The 21,050-nt window shown below is 68.6% G+C and carries 20 protein-coding genes and 2 tRNA genes; 4 read left to right on the forward strand and 18 right to left on the reverse strand.

Annotated elements, in window-relative coordinates; all coding sequences use genetic code 11:
* Window positions 1-19 precede the first annotated feature (19 nt).
* From OG766_RS11675 to OG766_RS11700, 6 genes are all read right to left on the reverse strand, one after another.
* Window positions 20-1,039, reverse strand: a complete 1,020-nt coding sequence (locus tag OG766_RS11675; protein ID WP_266374222.1) for a rod shape-determining protein — start codon at window positions 1,037-1,039, stop codon at window positions 20-22.
* Between the two features lie 276 nt (window positions 1,040-1,315).
* Window positions 1,316-1,729 carry a nucleoside-diphosphate kinase gene (ndk, locus tag OG766_RS11680; protein WP_328725239.1) on the reverse strand — a complete coding sequence of 138 codons (414 nt, stop codon included), beginning with the start codon at window positions 1,727-1,729 and terminating at the stop codon, window positions 1,316-1,318.
* A gap of 133 nt (window positions 1,730-1,862) precedes the next feature.
* Window positions 1,863-2,228 (reverse strand): DUF4233 domain-containing protein, encoded by a 366-nt coding sequence (locus OG766_RS11685; protein ID WP_266374220.1) that lies wholly within the window; start codon window positions 2,226-2,228, stop codon window positions 1,863-1,865.
* Window positions 2,229-2,233: 5 nt separating this feature from the next.
* Entirely contained in the window at window positions 2,234-3,751 is a 1,518-nt protein-coding gene (folC, locus tag OG766_RS11690) for a bifunctional tetrahydrofolate synthase/dihydrofolate synthase (RefSeq protein ID WP_328725240.1), read from the reverse strand.
* A gap of 94 nt (window positions 3,752-3,845) precedes the next feature.
* Window positions 3,846-5,009, reverse strand: a complete 1,164-nt coding sequence (locus OG766_RS11695) for a sensor histidine kinase (protein WP_266377987.1) — start codon at window positions 5,007-5,009, stop codon at window positions 3,846-3,848.
* A gap of 134 nt (window positions 5,010-5,143) precedes the next feature.
* A complete protein-coding gene (locus tag OG766_RS11700; RefSeq protein WP_328725241.1) occupies window positions 5,144-7,765 on the reverse strand; it encodes a valine--tRNA ligase in 2,622 nt (873 codons plus the stop codon).
* Window positions 7,766-7,902: 137 nt separating this feature from the next.
* Between OG766_RS11700 and OG766_RS11705 the strand changes: the two genes are divergently transcribed.
* Window positions 7,903-8,862 (forward strand): hypothetical protein, encoded by a 960-nt coding sequence (locus tag OG766_RS11705; RefSeq protein WP_266374217.1) that lies wholly within the window; start codon window positions 7,903-7,905, stop codon window positions 8,860-8,862.
* A gap of 75 nt (window positions 8,863-8,937) precedes the next feature.
* Here the strand turns inward: OG766_RS11705 and clpX are convergent, their stop codons facing one another.
* The 5 genes from clpX to OG766_RS11730 all read right to left on the reverse strand — a co-directional run bounded on the left by clpX (window position 8,938) and on the right by OG766_RS11730 (window position 13,741).
* Window positions 8,938-10,218: an ATP-dependent Clp protease ATP-binding subunit ClpX gene (clpX, locus tag OG766_RS11710; protein ID WP_266374216.1), complete on the reverse strand. Its 1,281-nt coding sequence runs from the start codon at window positions 10,216-10,218 to the stop codon at window positions 8,938-8,940.
* A 143-nt stretch (window positions 10,219-10,361) separates the two neighbouring features.
* Entirely contained in the window at window positions 10,362-11,045 is a 684-nt protein-coding gene (locus OG766_RS11715) for an ATP-dependent Clp protease proteolytic subunit (protein WP_323137238.1), read from the reverse strand.
* Window positions 11,046-11,128: 83 nt separating this feature from the next.
* Window positions 11,129-11,734 carry an ATP-dependent Clp protease proteolytic subunit gene (locus tag OG766_RS11720; RefSeq protein ID WP_093654246.1) on the reverse strand — a complete coding sequence of 202 codons (606 nt, stop codon included), beginning with the start codon at window positions 11,732-11,734 and terminating at the stop codon, window positions 11,129-11,131.
* A gap of 341 nt (window positions 11,735-12,075) precedes the next feature.
* Window positions 12,076-13,458, reverse strand: coding sequence for a trigger factor (tig, locus tag OG766_RS11725; protein ID WP_266374214.1), 1,383 nt, complete (start codon window positions 13,456-13,458; stop codon window positions 12,076-12,078).
* Window positions 13,459-13,664: 206 nt separating this feature from the next.
* Window positions 13,665-13,741, reverse strand: a tRNA-Pro gene (locus OG766_RS11730).
* Window positions 13,742-13,907: 166 nt separating this feature from the next.
* Between OG766_RS11730 and OG766_RS11735 the strand changes: the two genes are divergently transcribed.
* A tRNA-Gly gene (locus OG766_RS11735) sits at window positions 13,908-13,978 on the forward strand.
* Between the two features lie 74 nt (window positions 13,979-14,052).
* On the opposite strand, the gene OG766_RS11740 is transcribed toward OG766_RS11735, so the two are convergent.
* The 4 genes from OG766_RS11740 to OG766_RS11755 are packed head-to-tail and all read right to left on the reverse strand — an operon-like array spanning window position 14,053 to window position 17,379.
* Window positions 14,053-15,192 carry a tyrosine-type recombinase/integrase gene (locus OG766_RS11740; protein ID WP_328725242.1) on the reverse strand — a complete coding sequence of 380 codons (1,140 nt, stop codon included), beginning with the start codon at window positions 15,190-15,192 and terminating at the stop codon, window positions 14,053-14,055.
* Window positions 15,192-15,395 (reverse strand): excisionase family DNA-binding protein, encoded by a 204-nt coding sequence (locus OG766_RS11745; protein ID WP_328725243.1) that lies wholly within the window; start codon window positions 15,393-15,395, stop codon window positions 15,192-15,194. The genes OG766_RS11740 and OG766_RS11745 overlap by 1 nt, the downstream gene beginning before the upstream one ends.
* Window positions 15,396-15,397: 2 nt before the next feature.
* A complete protein-coding gene (gene repSA, locus OG766_RS11750; RefSeq protein WP_328727469.1) occupies window positions 15,398-16,798 on the reverse strand; it encodes a replication initiator protein RepSA in 1,401 nt (466 codons plus the stop codon).
* Window positions 16,799-16,824: 26 nt separating this feature from the next.
* Window positions 16,825-17,379: a hypothetical protein gene (locus tag OG766_RS11755; protein WP_328725244.1), complete on the reverse strand. Its 555-nt coding sequence runs from the start codon at window positions 17,377-17,379 to the stop codon at window positions 16,825-16,827.
* Window positions 17,380-17,560: 181 nt separating this feature from the next.
* On the opposite strand from OG766_RS11755, the gene OG766_RS11760 reads away from it, so the two are divergent.
* Both OG766_RS11760 and OG766_RS11765 read left to right on the forward strand, forming a co-directional pair.
* Window positions 17,561-17,926 (forward strand): GntR family transcriptional regulator, encoded by a 366-nt coding sequence (locus tag OG766_RS11760; protein WP_328725245.1) that lies wholly within the window; start codon window positions 17,561-17,563, stop codon window positions 17,924-17,926.
* A gap of 155 nt (window positions 17,927-18,081) precedes the next feature.
* On the forward strand, window positions 18,082-19,314 hold the full coding sequence (locus tag OG766_RS11765; protein ID WP_328725246.1) for an XRE family transcriptional regulator: 1,233 nt from the start codon (window positions 18,082-18,084) through the stop codon (window positions 19,312-19,314).
* A gap of 349 nt (window positions 19,315-19,663) precedes the next feature.
* Here the strand turns inward: OG766_RS11765 and OG766_RS11770 are convergent, their stop codons facing one another.
* The 3 genes from OG766_RS11770 to OG766_RS11780 all read right to left on the reverse strand — a co-directional run bounded on the left by OG766_RS11770 (window position 19,664) and on the right by OG766_RS11780 (window position 21,018).
* Complete coding sequence (locus OG766_RS11770) at window positions 19,664-19,945, reverse strand: hypothetical protein (RefSeq protein WP_328725247.1); 282 nt, start codon at window positions 19,943-19,945, stop codon at window positions 19,664-19,666.
* Between the two features lie 308 nt (window positions 19,946-20,253).
* Window positions 20,254-20,781 (reverse strand): hypothetical protein, encoded by a 528-nt coding sequence (locus OG766_RS11775; RefSeq protein WP_328725248.1) that lies wholly within the window; start codon window positions 20,779-20,781, stop codon window positions 20,254-20,256.
* Window positions 20,782-20,823: 42 nt separating this feature from the next.
* Window positions 20,824-21,018: a hypothetical protein gene (locus OG766_RS11780; RefSeq protein WP_266374212.1), complete on the reverse strand. Its 195-nt coding sequence runs from the start codon at window positions 21,016-21,018 to the stop codon at window positions 20,824-20,826.
* Window positions 21,019-21,050: the final 32 nt, after the last annotated feature.

Below are 21,050 nucleotides of genomic sequence, written 5' to 3' on the forward strand. Positions count from 1 at the left end.
GCCGATGCCGACCCCTGCGCTATCGGCGGGGCTGGGCGTCCAGCACCTGCTGGAGCGCCTCGAACTCCTCGACGCACTTGCCCGAACCGAGCGCCACCGAGTCCAGCGGGTCCTCGGCGATGTGGATGGGCATACCGGTCTCACGGCGCAGCCGCTCGTCGAGGCCGCGCAGCAGAGCGCCACCGCCCGTGAGGACGATGCCCCGGTCCATGACGTCACCGGACAGCTCCGGCGGGCACTTGTCGAGGGTGGTCTTCACGGCGTCGACGATCGCGTTGACCGGCTCCTCGATGGCCTTGCGGACCTCGGCGGCGGAGACGACGACGGTCTTCGGCAGGCCCGAGACCAGGTCGCGGCCGCGGATCTCGGTGTGCTCCTCCTTGTCCAGCGCGTACGCCGAACCGATGGTGAGCTTGATGTTCTCGGCGGTCCGCTCACCGAGGAGGAGGCTGTACTCCTTCTTGATGTGCTGGATGATCGCGTTGTCCAGCTCGTCGCCGGCGACCCGGATCGACTGTGCCGTGACGATTCCTCCGAGGGAGATGACGGCGACCTCGGTGGTGCCGCCGCCGATGTCCACCACCATGTTGCCGGTGGCCTCGTGGACCGGGAGGCCGGCTCCGATGGCGGCCGCCATCGGCTCCTCGATGATGTGCACCTGGCGCGCGCCGGCCTGGGTGGATGCCTCGATGACCGCGCGGCGCTCGACCCCGGTGATACCGGAGGGCACACACACGACGATGCGCGGGCGGGCCGCCCAGCGACGCTTGTGGATCTTGAGGATGAAGTAGCGGAGCATCCGCTCGGTGATCTCGAAGTCGGCGATGACGCCGTCCTTCAGCGGGCGGACCGCCACGATGTTGCCGGGGGTACGGCCGATCATCTTCTTGGCCTCGGCACCCACCGCGAGGATGCCGCCGGTGTTGGTGTTGATGGCGACCACGGACGGCTCGTTGAGGACGATCCCCCGACCCCTGACGTACACCAGCGTGTTGGCGGTCCCGAGGTCGACAGCCATGTCACGGCCGATGAACGACATAGAGTTCCCCTTGTGTCCCATGAGGATGCGTCGGGCCTTCCCAAATCGAGCTTTGATGGCTTATTAGGTCGGCGAGGAGGGTGCTGCGCAGGTGCTGTGGCGTGAAGGCTTTCATCGTAGTGCTGCCTGCACGGACTCCGCGCGCTGGGCCCCGCCTCGGTAAGGGTGACGACGAGTCGGAGCGATGCGTTCCCGATATCGCGACACGTATGCCGAAGGGCGACCGAAATTCCTTCGGTCGCCCCAGGGTCCGAGCGCTGTATGGCTGATGGCCGATCAGGAAAGACCGGGGAAGAAAATCTTCAGCTCACGGGCCGCGGACTCCTCGGAGTCCGAGGCGTGGATCAGGTTCTCCCGGACGATCGTGCCGTAGTCGCCGCGGATGGAGCCGGGGGCCGCGGCGATCGGGTCGGTCGGGCCGGCCAGGGCGCGCACTCCCTCGATGACGCGCTCGCCCTCGACGACCAGGGCGACGACGGGACCGGAGGCCATGAAGCCGACGAGCGGCTCGTAGAAGGGCTTGCCCTTGTGCTCGCCGTAGTGCTGCTCCAGGGTGTCCTGGTCCAGCTCGCGCAGCTCCAGAGCGGTGATCTGCCAGCCGGCCTTGCGCTCGATACGGCCGATGATCTCGCCGATCAGGCCGCGGCGTACGGCGTCGGGCTTGAGCAGGACGAGCGTGCGCTGGCTCACGTGCGGGGCTCCTTCGAGTGCGGGTCTCGGGACACGTTCTCAGGACCGGTCCCGAGAACATGGGGTGGGGAAAGCGTGGAGGAAAAGCGGGTCGTACTGGTCCCAGAGGCTACAGGGCGTCCCGAGTCGTCTGTCACGCAGCGTCAGGCTCTGCGGGACCCCCCTCGGCCTGCTGCGCCGCCCAGCGCGCCTTCGCCTCGTCGACCTTGCGGCCGTAGTGGACCGACGCCCACCACAGGCCCGCGAAGACCGCGCCGAGGAAGAACATCGTGGGCACCACGAAACCGCTGGCGATCAGGCCGAACTGCAGGGCCCAGCCGAGCTGCACCCCGCCGGGGCGGGTGATCATCCCGCACAGCAGGACCGACAGCAGCATCGCGACACCGCTCACGGTCCAGACCGTGGCCGACGACAGACCGGGATCCTTCATCGCCACCAGTCCGGCGAAACCGATCACGAAGAACTCGCCGATCAGTGTGGACGCACAGAGCGTACGCATGGGATTCAGCCCCTCCCCAGCAGCAGCCGGGCCTCGCCGACCGTGATCACGGAGCCGGTCACCAGGACGCCCGCGCCCGAGTACTCCGCCTCCTCCTCGGCGAGCGTGATCGCCGCCTCCAGCGCGTCGTCGAGCCGCGGCTCGACGACCACCCGCTCGTCGTCGCCGAAGACCTCCACGGCGATCGCGGCCAGCTCATCGGCGTCCATCGCGCGATGGCTGGAGTTCTGCGTGACGACGATCTCCGTGAAGATCGGCTCGAAGGCTTCGAGAAGGGCCTTCACGTCCTTGTCGGCACTCGCGCCCACCACACCGACGAGCCGCGAGAACCCGAACGCCTCCGTGATGCCCTCGGCGGCCGCCCGCGCTCCCGCCGGGTTGTGCGCGGCGTCCAGGACGACGGTCGGGCTGCGGCGCACGACCTCCAGCCGGCCCGGGGACACGACGGACGCGAACGCGGTACGCACCGTCTCCAGGTCCAGCGTCCGCGCGTGCTGCGCGCCGATCCCGAAGAAGGCCTCCACCGCGGCCAGGGCCACCGCCGCGTTGTGCGCCTGGTGGGCGCCGTACAGCGGAAGGAAGATCCCTTCGTACTCCCCGCCGAGTCCGCGCAGCGTCAGCAGCTGGCCGCCGACCGCGACCTCCCGCGAGCCGACACCGAACTCCATGCCCTCACGGGCCACCGTCGCGTCCACCTCGACGGCCTTCTTCAGCATCACCTGCGCCGCGTCCACCGGCTGCTGCGCGAGGATCACCGTCGCGCCCTGCTTGATGACGCCGGCCTTCTCGCCCGCGATCTCGGCGGGCGTGGTGCCGAGCCGGTCCGTGTGGTCCAGGTCGATCGGGGTGATCACGGCCACCGAGCCGTCGATCACGTTGGTCGCGTCCCAGCTGCCGCCCATGCCGACCTCGACCACGGCCACGTCCACGGGCGCGTCGGCGAACGCGGCGTACGCCATGCCCGTGAGCACCTCGAAGAAGGAGAGCCGGAACTCCTGGGCGGCGTCGACCATCTCCACGTACGGCTTGACGTCCTGGTACGTCTCGATGAAGCGCTCGGCGTCGATGGGGGCGCCGTCCAGGCTGATCCGCTCGGTGATCGACTGGACGTGGGGCGAGGTGTACCGACCGGTGCGCAGCTCGAAGGCGCCGAGCAGCGCCTCGATCATGCGGGCCGTGGACGTCTTGCCGTTGGTGCCGGTGATGTGGATGGACGGATAGGCACGCTGGGGCTCGCCCAGCACGTCCATCAGGGCGGCGATCCGGCTGACGGACGGCTCCAGCTTCGTCTCGCCCCAGCGGCCGGCGAGCTCCTGCTCGACCTCGCGGAGTGCCTTGTCCACCTCCGGGTCGGCGGGCCGGCTCGGCACCTGCTCGCCGAGGGGCGATCCGGCCTGGGTGCGCAGCGTACGGCTCCCGGCCTCGATCACCGCCAGATCGGGGTCACGGTCGGTCTCGGCGTCGACGATCGCTTCGAACTCGTCGTCGCGCTCGTCGAAGGGCTCTGGCTGCTGGTCACTCACCATGCCAGTTTACGGAGCGCCGCCGACAAGCCGGACCGAGACCCGGCCGCACCGCCGCGGGAGACCGCCGGAGCCCCGTGGGAGCCGCGCCGGATCAGAGCCCGGCAGGGAGCAACGCCCGTACGTGGTACGCGCCGTCCCGCGGGCCGGCCGTCAGCGTGCCGCCCATGCTCTCCACCCGCTCCCGCATCGAGAGCGTGCCCGTACCGCTGGACACGGGCTCCCGGTCCGGGTCCTCGTCCCCCAGCGGATTGCGCACCTCGATCCGCAGCCGGGGTCCCTCCACACCGATCCGCACGCTCACCGTCTCCCCCGGCGCGTGCTTCGCGGCGTTCGTCAGACACTCCTGCACCACCCGGTACACCGCCGTCTGCCGCAGCGGCGAGATGCCCCGGGCCTCGTCGGCGATCGTCAGCTCCACCGGACTGCCGATCCGCGCGCCCTCCTCCGCGAGCGCCCGCAGCCCTTCGAGACCGGGCGTCGCGTTCCGCTCGTCGGCCCGCCGCACGATGATCTCGTTCAGTGTGTGATGGGCCCGCCGCGCCGTGTCCGCCAGCTCCTCGAAGTCCGCGCCGTGCCGCTCGCCCCGCGCCCGGGACGCCAGCACCTCGGCGCGCACCGCGAGCACCGTCAGCTCCCTGCCCACCAGGTCGTGCACGTCCCGGGCCACCGAGGTGCGCTCCTGCTGCACGGCCTGGAGCGCCGCCGCCTCGGCCTGCCGCGCGTCCAGCTCCCTCAGCAGGTCCTGCCGGTGCGCGGCGATCCCGACGCCCGACGCGAGCACCCCGATGGGTACGACGAGGCTCAGGAAGTCGCTCAGCGAGTCACCCCGGTGGGACGGCCACAGGGGCGTGCTGAACAGGGTGTACGCGAGTGCCACATATCCCAGCGTGCCCACGATGCCCGCGGCGCGGCCCCGGAAGCGTCCCAGCGAGTACAGCGCGAACTGGATCAGCGTCAGCTCGTGCAGCCAGCCCAGGAAGGCCAGCCCGACCAGGTACGGCGCCCATGGCAGCCGGCGCCGCAGCAGCAGCGTCGCCGCCCCCGCCGCCAGAACGGTGGTCGCGCTCACCCGGCCCAGTGAGTTGTCCGCCTCCGCGACCCCGGGGACGTCGAGCAGCATCAGCGCGAAACAGCTCAACGCCGTCACGGCGTCGACGGCGCGCGACGACACCGCCGCGCGGTCCGCGTACCTCCGCACCGCGGCGACGGCGCGGCGCAGCGCGAGGGTGGCGGGCGTGTGCGGCACGCCCTCCATCATCCAAGGTCCACCGGACCCCGCACCCGCGCGGCAGCCCGCGGAGCCCGACCGGTCGGACGCAGCACGCAAGAGGTCCGGGGTCCCGGGGGCTCAGCCCCGGGACCCCGGACCTCTGCAAGGACGGATCCGGCCTAGCCCTGCGGCAGGCTCGCCAGCTGGGCGGCGATGCGCTCGATGTCCTCGTCCGCCTTGGCGAGGCGGCCGCGGATCTTGTCGACGACATTGTCCGGGGCCTTCGCCAGGAACGCCTCGTTGCCAAGCTTGGCCGTGGCCTGCGCCTTCTCCTTCTCGGCCGCCGCGAGGTCCTTCGCGAGCCGCTTGCGCTCCGCGTCCACGTCGATCGCACCGGAGAGGTCCAGCGCGACCTCGGCGCCCGCGACCGGCAGCGTCGCCGTCGCGTGGAACGAGTCACCCTCCGGCTGCAGCCGCAGCAGCTGCCGGATCGCGCCCTCGTGCGGCGCCAGCGCGGTGCCGGTGAGCGTCAGCCGGGCCGGGACCTTCTGACCGGGCTGGAGCCCCTGGTCGGAACGGAACCGGCGGACCTCGGTGACTACCCGCTGGACCAGCTCGATCTCCTGCTCGGCGCCGGCGTCACGGAAGCCGGAGTCGGTCGGCCACTCGGCGATGACGACCGACTCGCCACCCGTGAGCGTGGTCCACAGCGTCTCGGTGACGAACGGGACGACCGGGTGCAGCAGCCTCAGCGTGACGTCGAGGACCTCGCCGAGGACCCGGGCGGAGACCTTCGCCGGCTCGCCGCCGCCCATGAACGTGGTCTTGGACAGCTCGACGTACCAGTCGAAGACCTCGTCCCAGGCGAAGTGGAACAGCGTGTCGGACAGCTTCGCGAACTGGTAGTCCTCGTAGTACGCGTCGACCTCGGCGACCACCGAGTTCAGCCGCGACAGGATCCAGCGGTCGGTCGCCGACATCTGCTCGGGCGACGGCATCGGGCCCTCGACCGTCGCGCCGTTCATGAGCGCGAAGCGCGTCGCGTTCCAGATCTTGTTCGCGAAGTTGCGCGAGCCCTGGACCCAGTCCTCGCCGATCGGGACGTCGACGCCCGGGTTGGCACCGCGCACCAGGGTGAAGCGCAGCGCGTCGGAGCCGTACTTGTCCATCCAGTCCAGCGGGTTGACCGCGTTGCCGAAGGACTTCGACATCTTCTTGCCGAACTGGTCGCGGACCATGCCGTGCAGCGCGATGGTGTGGAACGGCGGGGTGCCGTCCATCGCGTACAGGCCGAACATCATCATCCGCGCGACCCAGAAGAAGAGGATGTCGTAGCCGGTGAGCAGGACGGAGTTCGGATAGAACTTCGCGAGGCTCTCGGTCTGCTCGGGCCAGCCCAGCGTGGAGAACGGCCACAGGCCGGAGGAGAACCAGGTGTCGAGGACGTCGGTGTCCTGGGTCCAGCCCTCGCCGGACGGCGGCTGCTCGTCGGGGCCGACGCAGACGACCTCGCCGTCCGGGCCGTACCAGACCGGGATGCGGTGGCCCCACCACAGCTGGCGCGAGATGCACCAGTCGTGCAGGTTGTCGACCCAGTCGAAGTACCGCTTCTCCATCTCCTGCGGATGGATCGTGACCCTGCCGTCGCGGACCGCGTCACCCGCGGCCTGCGCCAGCGGGCCGACCTTGACCCACCACTGCATGGACAACCGCGGCTCGATGGTGGTCTTGCAGCGCGAGCAGTGACCGACCGAATGGGTGTACGGACGCTTCTCGGCGACGATCCGGCCCTCGGCGCGCAGCGCGGCGACGATGGCGGAACGGGCCTCCAGGCGGTCCAGGCCCTGGAAGGGGCCGTGTGCGGTGATGACGGCGCGCTCGTCCATGACGGCGAGGTTCGGCAGACCGTGCCGCTGGCCGATCTCGAAGTCGTTCGGGTCGTGCGCGGGCGTCACCTTGACGGCGCCGGTGCCGAACTCCGGGTCGACGTGCTCGTCGGCGACGACGGCGATACGGCGGCCGGTCAGCGGCAGCTCGATCTCGCGTCCGACGAGGTGCTTGTAGCGCTCGTCCTCGGGGTGGACGGCGACGGCCGTGTCGCCCAGCATCGTCTCGGCGCGGGTCGTCGCGACGACGATGGAGTCGTCGCCCTCCCCGTACCGGATCGAGACGAGCTCGCCGTCGTCGTCCTGGTACTCGACCTCGATGTCCGAGATGGCCGTCAGACAGCGCGGACACCAGTTGATGATCCGCTCGGCGCGGTAGATCAGCTCGTCGTCGTAGAGCTTCTTGAAGATGGTCTGGACGGCCTTGGACAGGCCCTCGTCCATGGTGAAGCGCTCACGCGACCAGGCGACACCGTCGCCCAGGCGCTTCATCTGCCCGGAGATCTGGCCGCCGGACTCGCTCTTCCACTGCCAGACGCGCTCGACGAACGCCTCACGGCCCAGGTCGTGGCGGGACTTGCCCTCCTTCGCCAGCTCGCGCTCGACGACGTTCTGCGTGGCGATGCCGGCGTGGTCCATGCCGGGCTGCCACAGCGTCTCGTAGCCCTGCATCCGCTTGCGGCGGATGAGGGCGTCGATCAGCGTGTGCTCGAAGGCATGGCCCAGGTGGAGGCTGCCCGTGACGTTCGGCGGCGGGATGACGATCGTGTACGGAGGCTTCTCGCTCTTCGCGTCGGCCTCGAAGTAACCGCGCTCTACCCAGCGCTCGTACAGCTTCCCCTCTACCTCGGCCGGCGCGTACTGGGTCGGCAGTTCGGGGGTGCTGGCTGGCTGATGCTGAGTGTTCTCGGTCACGGGCCACAGTTTAGAGGTGTCACGGGCCCGTTCTGAAACGGGAATGTTCCGTAACGGTGTGGGCCCCGGCTCCACGGCACCGCGCGGTTTCCGCCAGGATGTTCGGACAGCATAAGTATCTGGAGGGGAACCCAGGAATGAGCTACAACCAGCCGGGCCCGTACGGCGGTCAGCCCCAGCAGCCCGGCCCGTACGGCCAGCCGGGTCCTTACGGCCAGCAGCCGCAGGCGCCCCAGCCCGGTTACGGCTACCCGCAGCAGGCTCCGCAGGGCGTCCCGCCCCAGCAGCAGGGCTACGGCTACCCCCAGCAGCAGCCCGGCCCGTACGGCCAGCCGCCCCAGCCCCCGTACGGCGCGGGCCCGGGCGCGTACCCGCCCCCGCCGCCGGCCCAGGGCGGCGGCAAGAAGACGGGCCTGATCATCGGCGCCGTGGTCGTGGCGGTCGCGGTGATCGGCGGCGGCGTCTGGTGGTTCACGGCGGGGGGCGGCGGTTCGTCGGTCGCGGCGGACACCAAGGGTTACAAGCTCACCCCGGCGGCTTCCGTCGGTGAGTACAAGAAGGACAAGGACAGCCCCGAAAAGCTCTCCGAGAAGGACAAGAAGGAGGTCGAGACCCTGCTCGGTATCAAGAACCCGCAGCAGGCCGGCGCCTCCTACAAGGCCGGTGACCCGAGCGAGCCGATGAAGGGCAAGGCCCTGAGCCTGACGGGCCTGTGGGGCGACATCTCCGATCCCGAGAAGGCACTCGACGGCTGGTTCAAGAAGCTGGAGGAGGGTGACAAGGAGGACGGCTCGGACTCGGAAGACGTCAAGGTCGAACTCGTGGGCGAGCCTTCCACGGTGAAGCCGGAGGGCTTCGACGGCGCCATCATGAAGTGCCAGAGCGCCAAGTTCACGCCCACCGGCGACGCTTCGTCGGGCCTCGGGGCCAAGACGTTCGAGGTGCCCATGTGCGCCTGGGCCGATTACAGCACCATCGCCGGCGTGAACGTCATCGACCTGGCCCAGTTCCTGGGCACCGGTGGCAAGGCAGTGCCCCAGGACGAGGTCGCGTCCCTCACGGCCAAGCTCTACGACACCTCGCGCACCAAGGTCTGAGCCTCGGAGCGGACAACGTACAAGGGCGCCCGGCCGGTTCACCGAACCGGCCGGGCGCCCTCATGTTGCCTGTGGTTACGCGGACTTCTCGTGGCGGCCGTCGTTCTTCACGATCCGCGGCACCAGCGTCGGGTTCACGTTGTTGTGGACCACGTCCGCCGTGATGACGACGCGGGCCACGTCCTTGCGGGACGGCACCTCGTACATCACCGACATCAGGACCTCTTCCATGATGGCCCTGAGCCCACGCGCGCCCGTGCCGCGCAGGATCGCCTGGTCGGCGATGGCCTCCAGGGCCGGGCGGTCGAAGTCCAGCTCCACGCCGTCGAGTTCGAAGAGGCGCTGGTACTGCTTCACCAGGGCGTTGCGCGGCTCGACCAGGATCTTCAGCAGGGCCTCGCGGTCCAGGTTGTGGACCGAGGTGATGACGGGCAGACGGCCGATGAACTCGGGGATCATCCCGAACTTCACCAGGTCCTCCGGCATGACCTCCTGGAACTGGTCGCTCGCGTCGATCTCCCGCTTGGAGCGGATCGTGGCGCCGAAGCCGATGCCCTTGGCGCCCGCACGCGACTCGATGATCTTCTCCAGGCCGGCGAAGGCGCCGCCCACGATGAAGAGCACGTTGGTCGTGTCGATCTGGATGAACTCCTGGTGGGGGTGCTTCCGGCCGCCCTGCGGCGGGACGGAGGCCGTCGTGCCCTCCAGGATCTTCAGCAGCGCCTGCTGGACGCCCTCGCCCGAGACATCCCGGGTGATCGACGGGTTTTCGCTCTTACGGGCGACCTTGTCGATCTCGTCGATGTAGATGATCCCGGTCTCGGCCTTCTTGACGTCGTAGTCGGCCGCCTGGATCAGCTTCAGCAGGATGTTCTCGACGTCCTCGCCCACGTACCCGGCCTCGGTGAGCGCCGTGGCGTCCGCGATGGCGAACGGAACGTTGAGCATCCGGGCCAGGGTCTGGGCGAGAAGCGTCTTGCCCGAGCCCGTAGGGCCCAGCAACAGGATGTTGGACTTGGCGAGTTCGATCGCGTCGTCCCGCCCGCCCTGGCCGTTCTCACCCGCCTGGACGCGCTTGTAGTGGTTGTACACCGCGACCGAGAGGGCCTTCTTCGCGGGCTCCTGCCCGACGACGTACCCCTCGAGGAACTCGTAGATCTCGCGCGGCTTGGGGAGTTCCTCCCACCGCACCTCGGAGGTCTCTGCGAGCTCCTCCTCGATGATCTCGTTGCAGAGGTCGATGCACTCGTCGCAGATGTATACCCCGGGGCCTGCGATGAGCTTCTTCACCTGCTTCTGGCTCTTTCCGCAGAATGAGCACTTGAGCAGATCGCCGCCATCACCGATGCGTGCCACGAGGTGCTTCCCCTTCGCCGTGGAGCGCTTGGTTCAGCGGCTCCTGGTGCCTCATATCCGACGGTACCTTGCCGGGCCCCTCGTTCGGGCCCCCCTTGGCGCGGTTCACATTGACGTGTACCGCGCCAAGGGCAGGTCGAGCGTCAGGCGGCCGCAGCGGCCGTGCTCTTACGGGTCGACACGATCTGGTCGACCAGGCCGTACGCCAGGGCGTCCTCGGCCGTCAGGATCTTGTCGCGCTCGATGTCCTCACGGACCTTCTCGATCGGCGTGGAGGAGTGCTTGGCCAGCATCTCCTCGAGCTGCACACGCATGCGCAGGATCTCGTTGGCGGCGATCTCCAGGTCGGAGAGCTGCTCACGTCCGGTCTGCGAGGACGGCTGGTGGATCAGGACACGGGCGTGCGGCAGGGCCATCCGCTTGCCGGGGGTGCCGGCGGCCAGCAGGACGGCCGCGGCGGAGGCCGCCTGGCCCATGCAGACCGTCTGGATGTCCGGCTTCACGAACTGCATCGTGTCGTAGATGGCGGTCAGCGCGGTGAAGGAACCACCGGGGCTGTTGATGTAGATCGAGATGTCGCGGTCCGGGTCCATCGACTCCAGGCACAGCAGCTGCGCCATGACGTCGTTGGCGGAGGCGTCGTCGATCTGCACGCCGAGGAAGATCACGCGCTCCTCGAAGAGCTTCGCGTACGGGTCGTACTCGCGCACGCCCTGGGAGGTGCGCTCGACGAAGCGGGGGACGACGTAGCGGTTGTCCACCTGCGGGCCGGTGTAGAGGCCGCTCGCGGAGACTGCGGGGAACTGGTTCATGGTCGTGTTCACCATCCTGGTGGCGTTCAGTGGGCTGGGGCTGAGGGGCGGGCGGGGTGCCGGTCCGGTCCGGGGGCTCGGGCCCCCGGCTGCCGGACTCAGGCGCCGGTGCCGCCGCCGCCCGGAACGCCCGAGGCGGCGGAGATGATCTCGTCGATGAGCCCGTAGTCCTTGGCCTCCTCGGCCGTGAACCAGCGGTCGCGGTCGCCGTCGCGGATGATCGTCTCGACGGTCTGGCCGGAGTGGCGGGCGGTGATCTCGGCCATGCGCTGCTTGGTGCGCAGAAGGTACTCGGCCTGGATCTTGATGTCCGAGGCCGTACCGCCGATACCGGCCGAGCCCTGGTGCATCAGGATGTCGGTGTGCGGCAGTGCGAAGCGCTTGCCCGTGGCGCCGCCGGTGAGCAGGAACTGGCCCATGGAGGCGGCCATGCCCATGCCGATGGTGACGACGTCGTTCGGGATGTACTGCATGGTGTCGTAGATGGCCATGCCGGCCGTCACCGAGCCACCGGGGCTGTTGATGTAGAGGTAGATGTCCTTCTCCGGATCTGCGGCCAGGAGAAGGAGCTGCGCAGTGATCTTGTTGGCAATGTCGTCGTCGACCTGCTGGCCCAGGAAGATGATGCGCTCGCCGAGCAGCCGGCTGTAGACCTGGTCGCCGAGGCCTCCACCGATGGACGGCTCACCGGCGGCGTTAGGCATCAGAATCGTCACGTAATCCACCTGCTCGTCTCTGACGGCTGTGGCCGTCTCAGCGTTCTGGAACCTGGGGGCGGGAAATCCCCGCTGGCGGGTACTCCCGGGCGGGTAATCCCCCGCCCTCGTACTCATGGACCCTAACGCGCTGGTGGGCGGGCGCCATCCCGGTTCCCGAACTGTTCGCTCGGAGCGCAAGCTAGGGGGCGCGCGCCAGTACGAATACGCCCGCCGACGGGGCGCCCGTACGCCGACGGGCCCGGCCTCGCGCGGTGCGCGGCCGGGCCCGTCGTACGGGTTCAGCGCGGGGCTCGGGCTCCCCGGTGGACCGGGGGACCCGACGAGGCTCAGGCCTCGGTCTTGTCCTCGTCGCCGGTGGCCGCGGCGGCGCCCTCGGCGGCCTCCTCGGCCTCGTCCTCGTCGTCGCTCATGTCGACGATCTCACCCTTGGTGTCCTTGACCGTGGAGGCCTCGACGACGACGGCGAGCGCCTTGCCGCGGGCCACCTCGCCGACGAGCATCGGCACCTGGCCGCCCTCGACGACCGCCTGGGCGAACTGGTCGGGGGACATGCCGGAGGAAGCGGCGCGGCGCATGAGGTGCTCGGTGAGCTCCTCCTGGCTGACGTTGAGCTTCTCCTTGTTGACCAGCTCGTCGAGGACGAACTGGGTCTTGATGCCCTTGACCGCCTGCTCCTTGGTCTCGGCGACGAACTCTTCCTCGGTCTTGCCCTGGATCTCCAGGTACTTGGCGAGGTCGAGGCCCATCTGGCCGAGCTGGTGGTGCTCCAGGTTGTGCTTGCGTGTGTTGATCTCGTCCTCGAGGAGCTTCTCGGGGATCGGGACCTCGACCAGCTCCAGGAGCTTCTCCAGGACGCGCTCCTGGGCCTGGGTGGCCTGGTCGTACTGCTTCATGTTCTCGAGGCGCTTGCGGCTGTCGGCCTTGAGCTCGTCGAGGGTGTCGAACTCGCTCGCCATCTGCGCGAACTCGTCGTCCAGCTCGGGGAGCTCACGGGCGGCGACCTGGGTGACCTTGACGGAGACCTCGGCGTCCTTGCCCTCGGCGGAGCCGCCCTTCAGCTGCGAGGTGAAGGTGGCCTCGCCGCCGGCCTCCAGGCCGGTGACGGCCTCGTCGATGCCCTCGAGGAGCTCTCCGGAGCCGATCGTGTACTGCACGCCCTCGGCGACGCCGTCCGCGAGGACCTCGCCGTCGACCTTGGCCTCCAGGTCGATCGTCACGACGTCACCCTCGGTGGCGGCGCGCTCGACCGGGGAGGTGGAGGCGAAGCGGGTGCGGAGCTGCTCGACCGACTTCTCGACGTCCTCGTCGCTGACCTCGATCTCGTCGACCTCGACCTCGATGCCGGAGTAGTCCGGGATCTCGATCGCCGGACGGACGTCGACCTCGGCGGTGAAGTTCAGCGTCTCGCCGTCCTTCAGCTCCGTGATGTCGACCTCGGGCTGGCCGAGCGGATTGATCTCCGCCTCGTTGACCGCCTCGGTGTAGAACTTCGGAAGCGCGTCGTTGACGGCCTCCTCCAGCACCGCACCGCGGCCGAACCGCTGGTCGATGACCCGGGCCGGGACCTTGCCCTTGCGGAAGCCCTTGACCGTGACCTGCTGGTTGATCTTCTTGTACGCCGCGTCGAGGCTGTCCTTGAGCTCCTCGAAGGGCACCTCGACAGTGAGCCGAACCCGGGTCGGGTTCAGGGTCTCCACGGCGCTCTTCACGGTTCGGTCTCCTTGGTGGCTGAATACTGGGGTTCTGCTGGGCCCACCACGACGGCTCACTACGACAGTGACTCCGGTGGCGGCTCAGCGGATCGTGCCCGGCTCTTCAGACACTCGTCAGACACACGGGCACACAGATTGCATAGTAACCGCAAGCAGGATGAGCCCCACAATGCGATCTTGGTGCGGGTGTGATCGTGACTCGTTGGTCGGGGTGGCGGGATTTGAACCCACGGCCTTCCGCTCCCAAAGCGGACGCGCTACCAAGCTGCGCCACACCCCGTCGGTGCGACACGTAGGGTACATGCCCACAGGCAGTGGTCAGGTCCCTTTGTCAGCGCGCACACGACGCCGACCCACGACGCACACAATGCGGTGTGCGACGAAGGGCGGAGACCCGCTACGATGCTCTTCGTGCCGCAGCCTTCACGACCTGTGGCGCGGTCCTCGCGGGCGTAGCTCAATGGTAGAGCCCTAGTCTTCCAAACTAGCTACGCGGGTTCGATTCCCGTCGCCCGCTCTTGATGGCTCAGGGCCAGGTCAGAGGTCAGTTCCTCTGCCTGGCCCTGATGCGTTTCCGATCTTCGATCCGGCCTATGTGCCCGCTGCGTGCCCCTTCCGGCCGGGATCTTGCTTGCGAGCCTGCTCGACGACCGCGCTCACGGCCTGGCCGATCAGGCGCTCTCGCTCAGCCGTGGCGTGCTGGTAGACCAGTGCGGCGCGGGCGGTGCTGTGACCCATCCTGGTCATCAGTTCGCGCGTACTGGCGCCGGTCGCCGCAGCGAGGGTGTTTCCCGTGTGGCGGAGATCATGGAAGTGCAAGCCCTTGATCCCGGCCTGGCCACACGCCTTGCGCCACACCTTGTTGAAGTGGTTCCGGCGCGGCGTCGCCTTCTTGGCCCCGATGAATACGCGTCCGTCAGGGCCCGCCTCGGCATAGATCGCCAGGTGCGTGATCAGGTCGGTCACGATCACTTCCGGGATCGCAACGGTGCGCTTGCCCGCAGCGCTCTTGGGCTCCTTCAACATGCGCTTGCCGCTGTGCAGTTCGGCGACGTTCCGGCGAACGCGTAAGGTACCGGCATCGAGGTCGAGATCACGGCGGTGCAGGCCGATCAGCTCGCCCCAGCGGAGCCCCGTGAACGCCGCCAGAAGGACGAGTGCCCGGTACCGGGGCTGTATCGCCCTCGCGACGGCATAGACCTCCTGGACCGTTGCCGTGGGTCGCTCAGGAGTGGGAGCGACGCTCGCGCCCTTGACCCGGCAGGGGTTCCGCCTGATCAGCCGGTCCTCGACAGCGGTCATCAGCACGGCCCGCAGCAGCGCGTACGACTTGGCGACTGAAGAAGCGCCGGCGCCCGCGTCCAATCGTGCGACTCGCCAGGCCCGGACCATGGCCGGGGTGATGTCGGCCAGCGCAGCACTGCCGAACGTCGGCACGAGGTGATTCCGCAGGAGCGACCGGTAGAGGTCGGCCGTCGAAAGGCTGATGCCCCGCTCGGTGATCCACGTCGCGGCGTACACGCCGAAGGACACCTTGGCCGCGTCGGGATCGGTCCAGTCCCCCGCCCGCAGCTCGGATTGCTTGTCGGCCAGCCAGTCATCCGCCTCGCGCTTCGTGCGGAAGGTGTGCGGGGCCGGGCGGTCGATGCCATCGAGCCCGAGGTAGCGAGCCTGATACCGGCCGGACGCCAGCTTTCGTACGCGGCCGAACGACCGCTTCTTGCCCGCCATCAGGCCACGCTCCGCAGCTGTCGTCGGACGGACGGCGCAACCGTGTTGGCCTCGATGTAGGCCACGACCGCCCGTTCGGGGATGCGGACGTGTCGACCGACCTTGACGTACTCGATCCGGCGTTCCTCTATCAGTCGCCGGGGGAACCGGACGGTGGTGCCGAGCAGTTCGGCAACTTGGTCAACGGTGAGCAGTCGATCCATGGTCACCACTCCCCCGTGGTGTCGAAAGCTTCGAGTTCAGCGCGGGACTCGCGTGCCAGTTGGCGGTTCTGTTTGATCTCTTGGGCGATGGTCTCGGCGAGCCAGGATTCGCCGGGGGTGTGTCCTTGTCCGGCGTACTCCCAGTGCGCGATCACGAGGGTGGTGTCCTCTGTGTCCTCGTCGTCCTGGTCGAGGCCAGGCAGGCCCTTCTCACGGCGTTCCTGTTGGGCGCGCCAGTCGGCTCGTGCTCCTCGGAGGGCTCCGAGGGTTGTGGAGTAGCGGGGCGTCTTGGTGGAGAAGTGGCCGCGGAAGCCGAGCATGTGGGACCAGTGCGCCAGCAGCCGATCTGGATAGTCCGCATCCAGGCCCCAGCAGGCTTCGATCAGGCGCCGGGTGTGATCGGGCAGGCCCGGGTGAAGGTCGAGTTCCCGGAGCTCCCCGATACGGCGGTCGAGGGTGCCAGTGGTCTCTGCTGCCTTGGTGGCGTACTTGGCGACGTAGGAGCCCACGGCCCGTTCACTGACATCGGCCCGGCCTTCGAGAGACCCGATGGGCTGGACGTCGATCTGTGTTCCCCAGCGCAGGGTCCGGGCGGGGAATCGGCCGGCGGCCCGGACGGGGACCGTGGCGCGTGCGGCGGCGGCCTGGATCGCGTCGTCGAGGAGTTCGACGGTGGCCCAGGCCGGGGCTGGGGTGTCGGGCCCGTCTGGTCCGTCGATGCGAATGACCGCATGGAAGTGGACCGCGCCGCGCTTTTGGAACTCGGCGACCTTGCCGAACGAGACCCTGGCCACTTCCTTGCAGGCAGCCTGCGTGAGTCCGGCGCGGGCAGCGACTTCCCGGCGCAGGTAGATGGTGAAGCGTTGCCACAGCTGCCCGGCGTGGTTGTTCCACAGCACGGCCCCGGCGTAGTCGTAGCGCTCGGGGTTGATCGCCGTACCGAGGGCGGGATCGTCGTCCTGGTGCTGGACGCCGCAGCGGCAGCGGCCGGAGTCGGGGCGGTTGTGGACCGGGCCGAATGAGGGGGCGGTGAGGGTGGTGAACACGCGGGGCTGTTCGGCCACGGTGTCGGGGATGCCCTTGCCGCCGACGAGCCCGGACATGATCAGGTGGTAGGTGTCCCCGGCGTAGGTCCAGGCGCAGGACGGGCAGCGCGAGGCGCGGCGGTTGCCGCAGGCTATCCGCAGCCGTCCACCCGGCTCGCCGCTCGTGGAGTACTCGAAGAACTCCCCTGTGCGCGTATCCACTGTGCGGGAGTGGCCGGACAGGTGGATCGGCTGGGCACAGCCGCCCGTGCGTCGGATCTGTTCCTTCCAGCGCTCGAAGCGGGGCGAGTTGGCCACCCGCAGCATGTCGACCAGGACCATCGGGGCAACGCCCACGGCAGCCGCGGTGTCAGCCACGGCCGCCGAGGACGGAACGGTGTGCGTCACGCGATCACCCACTTCGCCGGGTAGGCGGACCCGAGGGCGTGCGGGTTGTGGCCGGGGCAGTTCATCGCGTACTCGGTGGTCGGGTCGTCGGCGTCGTCACGGTCGCGGATCCAGCCCGATCCGTAGCACCGGCAGTTCCCCTCCACCCCCGGACGATCGCCCCGCTCCATCGCAGCGCCCGACATCCCCAGGCCCGCGAAGCACGTGACCAAGCCAGCCATGCGCTCCGCCTTCTCGAAGCGGCCACCGTCCGGGAAGCGGAGCGCATGCGCCCGCTGCTGATCAGCAGTGGTCAGATCAGCGAGGCACAGCAGCCGGTAGCCGTAGGCATACGCGGCCGAGCGGTACAGCTCACCGAGACGGAGCCGAGCCGCACCCTGCACGATCCACGCACAGAGCTGGGAGTAGTCACGACCCCTCTGGCGGTAGCCGGTCGGCATGTCCGAGGCGTAGAGCGCGACCGCCCGTTCGCAGTTCGACAGATCCCGGACGGAGACAGACACCGGGACGAGAGGGGCCGCAGCGTGCGCAGCGGTGAGCGTCGCAGGCATGATGGAAGTTCCCTTCGTGGGACGAAGGAGGGCGGCGGACTGCTTGGCGGTAGATGCGTCGCCCTCCGGGTTTTGCGGCCGGTGACAGCCACATGACATAGCTTGCTATAGAGCAAGGTAGAGCACAAGAGGTGGCGCGGCATAGGCTGTGCTATGTCGCGCTAGTCGGTACGCTCGCCGCATGACGGTTGAAGCCCACGACCCCAGGCCGAAGAAGGTCCAGATCGCCGACGCCTTGCGCGGTGAGATCGCAGCGCTCCCAGCGGGATACCGGCTCGCTTCACTGCGGGAGTTGGCGGAGCGGTTCAAGGTCACCACCGTGACCGTGGGAAGCGCGCTCAAGGTGCTTGCCGATGAAGGCGTGATCGTCTCGGTGCCGACGCGGGGGTACTTCGTACAGTCCCCGACGGGCACGAACGAGGCCGGGCAAGATGCCAGCGAGCCTGTTAACCGAGACGAGATCAACGCTATCCACTCCGAGATTCAGCAACTTGCCGCCCGAGTGGCCGAGTTGGAGAAGCGCGCCCAGTCCCCGAGCAGTGCCTGACAGTGATCCACCATGCGGGCGGTGCGACCGGGTAACTAGGGACAGGCCTGGTGTCACTGGGGGACAGCCTTGGTGCCAACCCCCTGTCACCCCCCGTGTCACCAGCTCCTTGAGTGCCAGACTCGAAGGCAAGCACCCCGACGGGAGGGCAGCACATGAGCGACGAACGGCCGGCATGGGCGCGACGGATCGCCTCAGAGCGAGAAGCCCGGCAGTGGTCACAAGCCGAAGTGGTTGCCGCCCTGCGCGCCCACGCTCCGAAGCCGCTGCCCGAGGGCTCCAGCATGGTCCGCCAGTGGAAGCGGTGGGAGTCCGGCGAGGTCATGCCGAGCGACTTCTACCAACCGATCATCGCGGCCACGTTCGGGACCGTCACGCATGCGATCTTCCCGGTAGCCGGGCAGCGGGACGGGAACGCCGAGATCGTCGCCGCCAGCGGCATGGAGACGCTGGACATCATCAGCAGGCTTCAAGCATCCGACGTCGACAACGCCACGCTTGACGCCCTCCGGATCACCACCGACCGGCTGTGCTCCGAGTACCCGTATCTGCCGAGCGGGCAGCTCGCCGCCGAGGGCAGGCAGTGGCTCAAGCGCGTTGCGGGGCTCCAGGCCCAGCGGCTCACCCTCGCGCAGCACCGGGAAGTACTCACCCTGTCAGGCTGGCTGGCACTCCTGATCGGATGCGTCGAGTACGACATGGGCGACCGGGCCGCAGCCGAGAGCACCCGGAAGGCAGCCCTGTCTTTAGCTCGTGAGTCCGGTAACCCGGAGATCTCCGGTTGGGCCCATGAGATGCGCGCGTGGTTCGCACTGACGACCGGTGACTACCGCGGAATCCTCGCGGCGTCCCAGGCCGGGACGGAGTCAGCTCCCTCGCATGGCGTGGCCGTGCAGCTCGCCGCCCAGGAGGCGAAGGGTTGGGCGAGGCTGGGTGACCGGCGACAGACCGAGGTGGCGTTGGACCGAGGGCGCAAGCTCCTCGAAGGGATGCCGTACCCCGAGAACCTGGATCACCACTTTGTGGTGGACCCGGCGAAGTTCGACTTCTACGCGATGGACTGCTACCGGCTGCTCGGAGAGGACCGCTTCGCCGAGAACCTTGCCCACGAGGTGATCCGGGCGGGCACCGACTTCGATGGGTCCGAGCGATCACCGATGCGCATGGCGGAGGCACGGATCACGCTCGGAGTGGTCGCAGCCAAGCAGGGCGACTTGGACCAGGCCGTGAACTACGGCGAGTGGGCGCTGAAGGGCGACCGGCAGTCGCTGCCGTCCCTGCTCATGGTCAGCCGCGAACTGGCGGCCATCGTGAACCGTGACTTCGCCAACGAGGCGACGGGCCGGGAGTATCTGGATCACCTGACCGCGCTGAGTCGCGCCAGCTAGGCCTGTTACAGGTTTCTCTACCTCGATCAAGGCGGCTCGCTCCGCTCGCCGCGCGCGGCCCCGGCTCCAGCGCCGGGCCCCGACGCTCCTGTCTCCGCCCCGCTCCGGGCCCCGGCTCCGCCGGCCGCGCGGCTAGAGCGAGCACACCTGATGCGGTGGACGGTAGCCCGCTGTGGCTGGGGCGGTCGGCTCCGCGGCTTTAGGCAGCCACCATGGGGCGAGCCTCGAAGATCGGGGGCCCACATCGGGCTATTGCGGGCAGGTCCAGAGACTGCCCGAGTCGCGGAAGCTTACGGGCCCCCGACCTCTCGCCCCATGGCAGCTCCCGCCCAAAGCCGCTCCACCGACCTCAGCCTGTCGCCAGTCCCCAAGTGGTCGCCACCAGCCCCCAACCACCACCGAGGACGAACCAGCCGCCGAGGAATCGCTGAAAGTCGTAGGAGGCAAGGAAGCCCTGCTGTCGGCCCCACTGGCGCTCGTGTATCCGCTCGGGGATCCCCCGGAAGTTCACCACCAGGGCGAGGCCCAGCAACACGAGGACGGCACACAAAGGCAGAACCAACCACGGCGGCGCCGTGCCACGACTGGCCAGTACGACCCCCAACACGTACCAATCCGCCCAAGGCTCCATGAGGCGATCATCCCAGCCACGTGCCCCATCCGTGCCCGATCGGTCGGAGATGAGCGGGGAACAACGGGGAACCACGGCGGCTTCGCCGCTACCCTCCAGGTCAGCGGCCTCGCAGCTCAGCAGGCGTCCGCATACGTGGTCTTCCAAACTAGCTACGCGGGTTCGATTCCCGTCGCCCGCTCTTGATGGCTCAGGGCCAGGTCAGAGGTCAGTTCCTCTGCCTGGCCCTGATGCGTTTCCGGTCTTTCTGAAACCTGGACCATCCGACCGCACTGTCGCGTCTCGGCCAGACCGTTCCGTCACTCCTGTCACGAGGCCTGAAACCCGCCATCCGCCCGACGCAACTCTCCAGCGGCAAGGACGACATACGCAGCCCCGGCGAAGAGCGTGCCGGGGATCGCGAGCATGCTGCGCTGATCGCTCTCGAGCACTGCCACGTACTGGCTCCGCGACACCTCGATCGCGCCGCGCGCGTAAGGCGCTGTGTCGAAGGCGAAGTATCGGTCACCCTTCATCTCCGGCGCCTGCAAGTTCCCCTCATCGGAGGGGAGCGTCAGCACGACGCCCGCGATGGCCAGCGCCCCAAGCCCTGCCTGCACCTTGGCGGGCGGACACCGGAACGCCAGCCACACCGTGTGACGATCCGCTCCGCTCCGGATGATGCGCACCAGGGCAGCCATGAAGGTCGGGAACAGGAGCGCCGCGATGATCGCCACCGGCCATTTCGAGCCCGTCAGCGGCAAGGTCCCTGGCAGCCACGTGAGCCCGGCGAGCAACAGCAGCACGGTACTCAGCCCGGCCGCGATCCCCCCATGCAGCTTGAAACTCCACCCCATGCCTCCGGAGCTTGGCACACGCGCCACCCCGCTCGCGGGCGGTCAGAATCTGATCGCGTTGATCGAGTCGGCCAGCGAGTTGAGGAAGTTGTTGATCGACGGCGCCATGCCGGTCGAGGCGAGGAAGAAACCGAACAGGGCCGCGACTATCGCGGGTCCGGTCTTGATCGAGCCGCTACGGATCATCACCACGAGGATGATCGCCAACAGCAGCACCACAGACAGCGAAATGGCCACAACTGATCACACCCTCGGTCGGTCCGCCTTGC

It is taken from the genome of Streptomyces sp. NBC_00259 (assembly GCF_036181745.1).
Taxonomy (GTDB): Bacteria; Actinomycetota; Actinomycetes; order Streptomycetales; family Streptomycetaceae; genus Streptomyces; species Streptomyces pratisoli.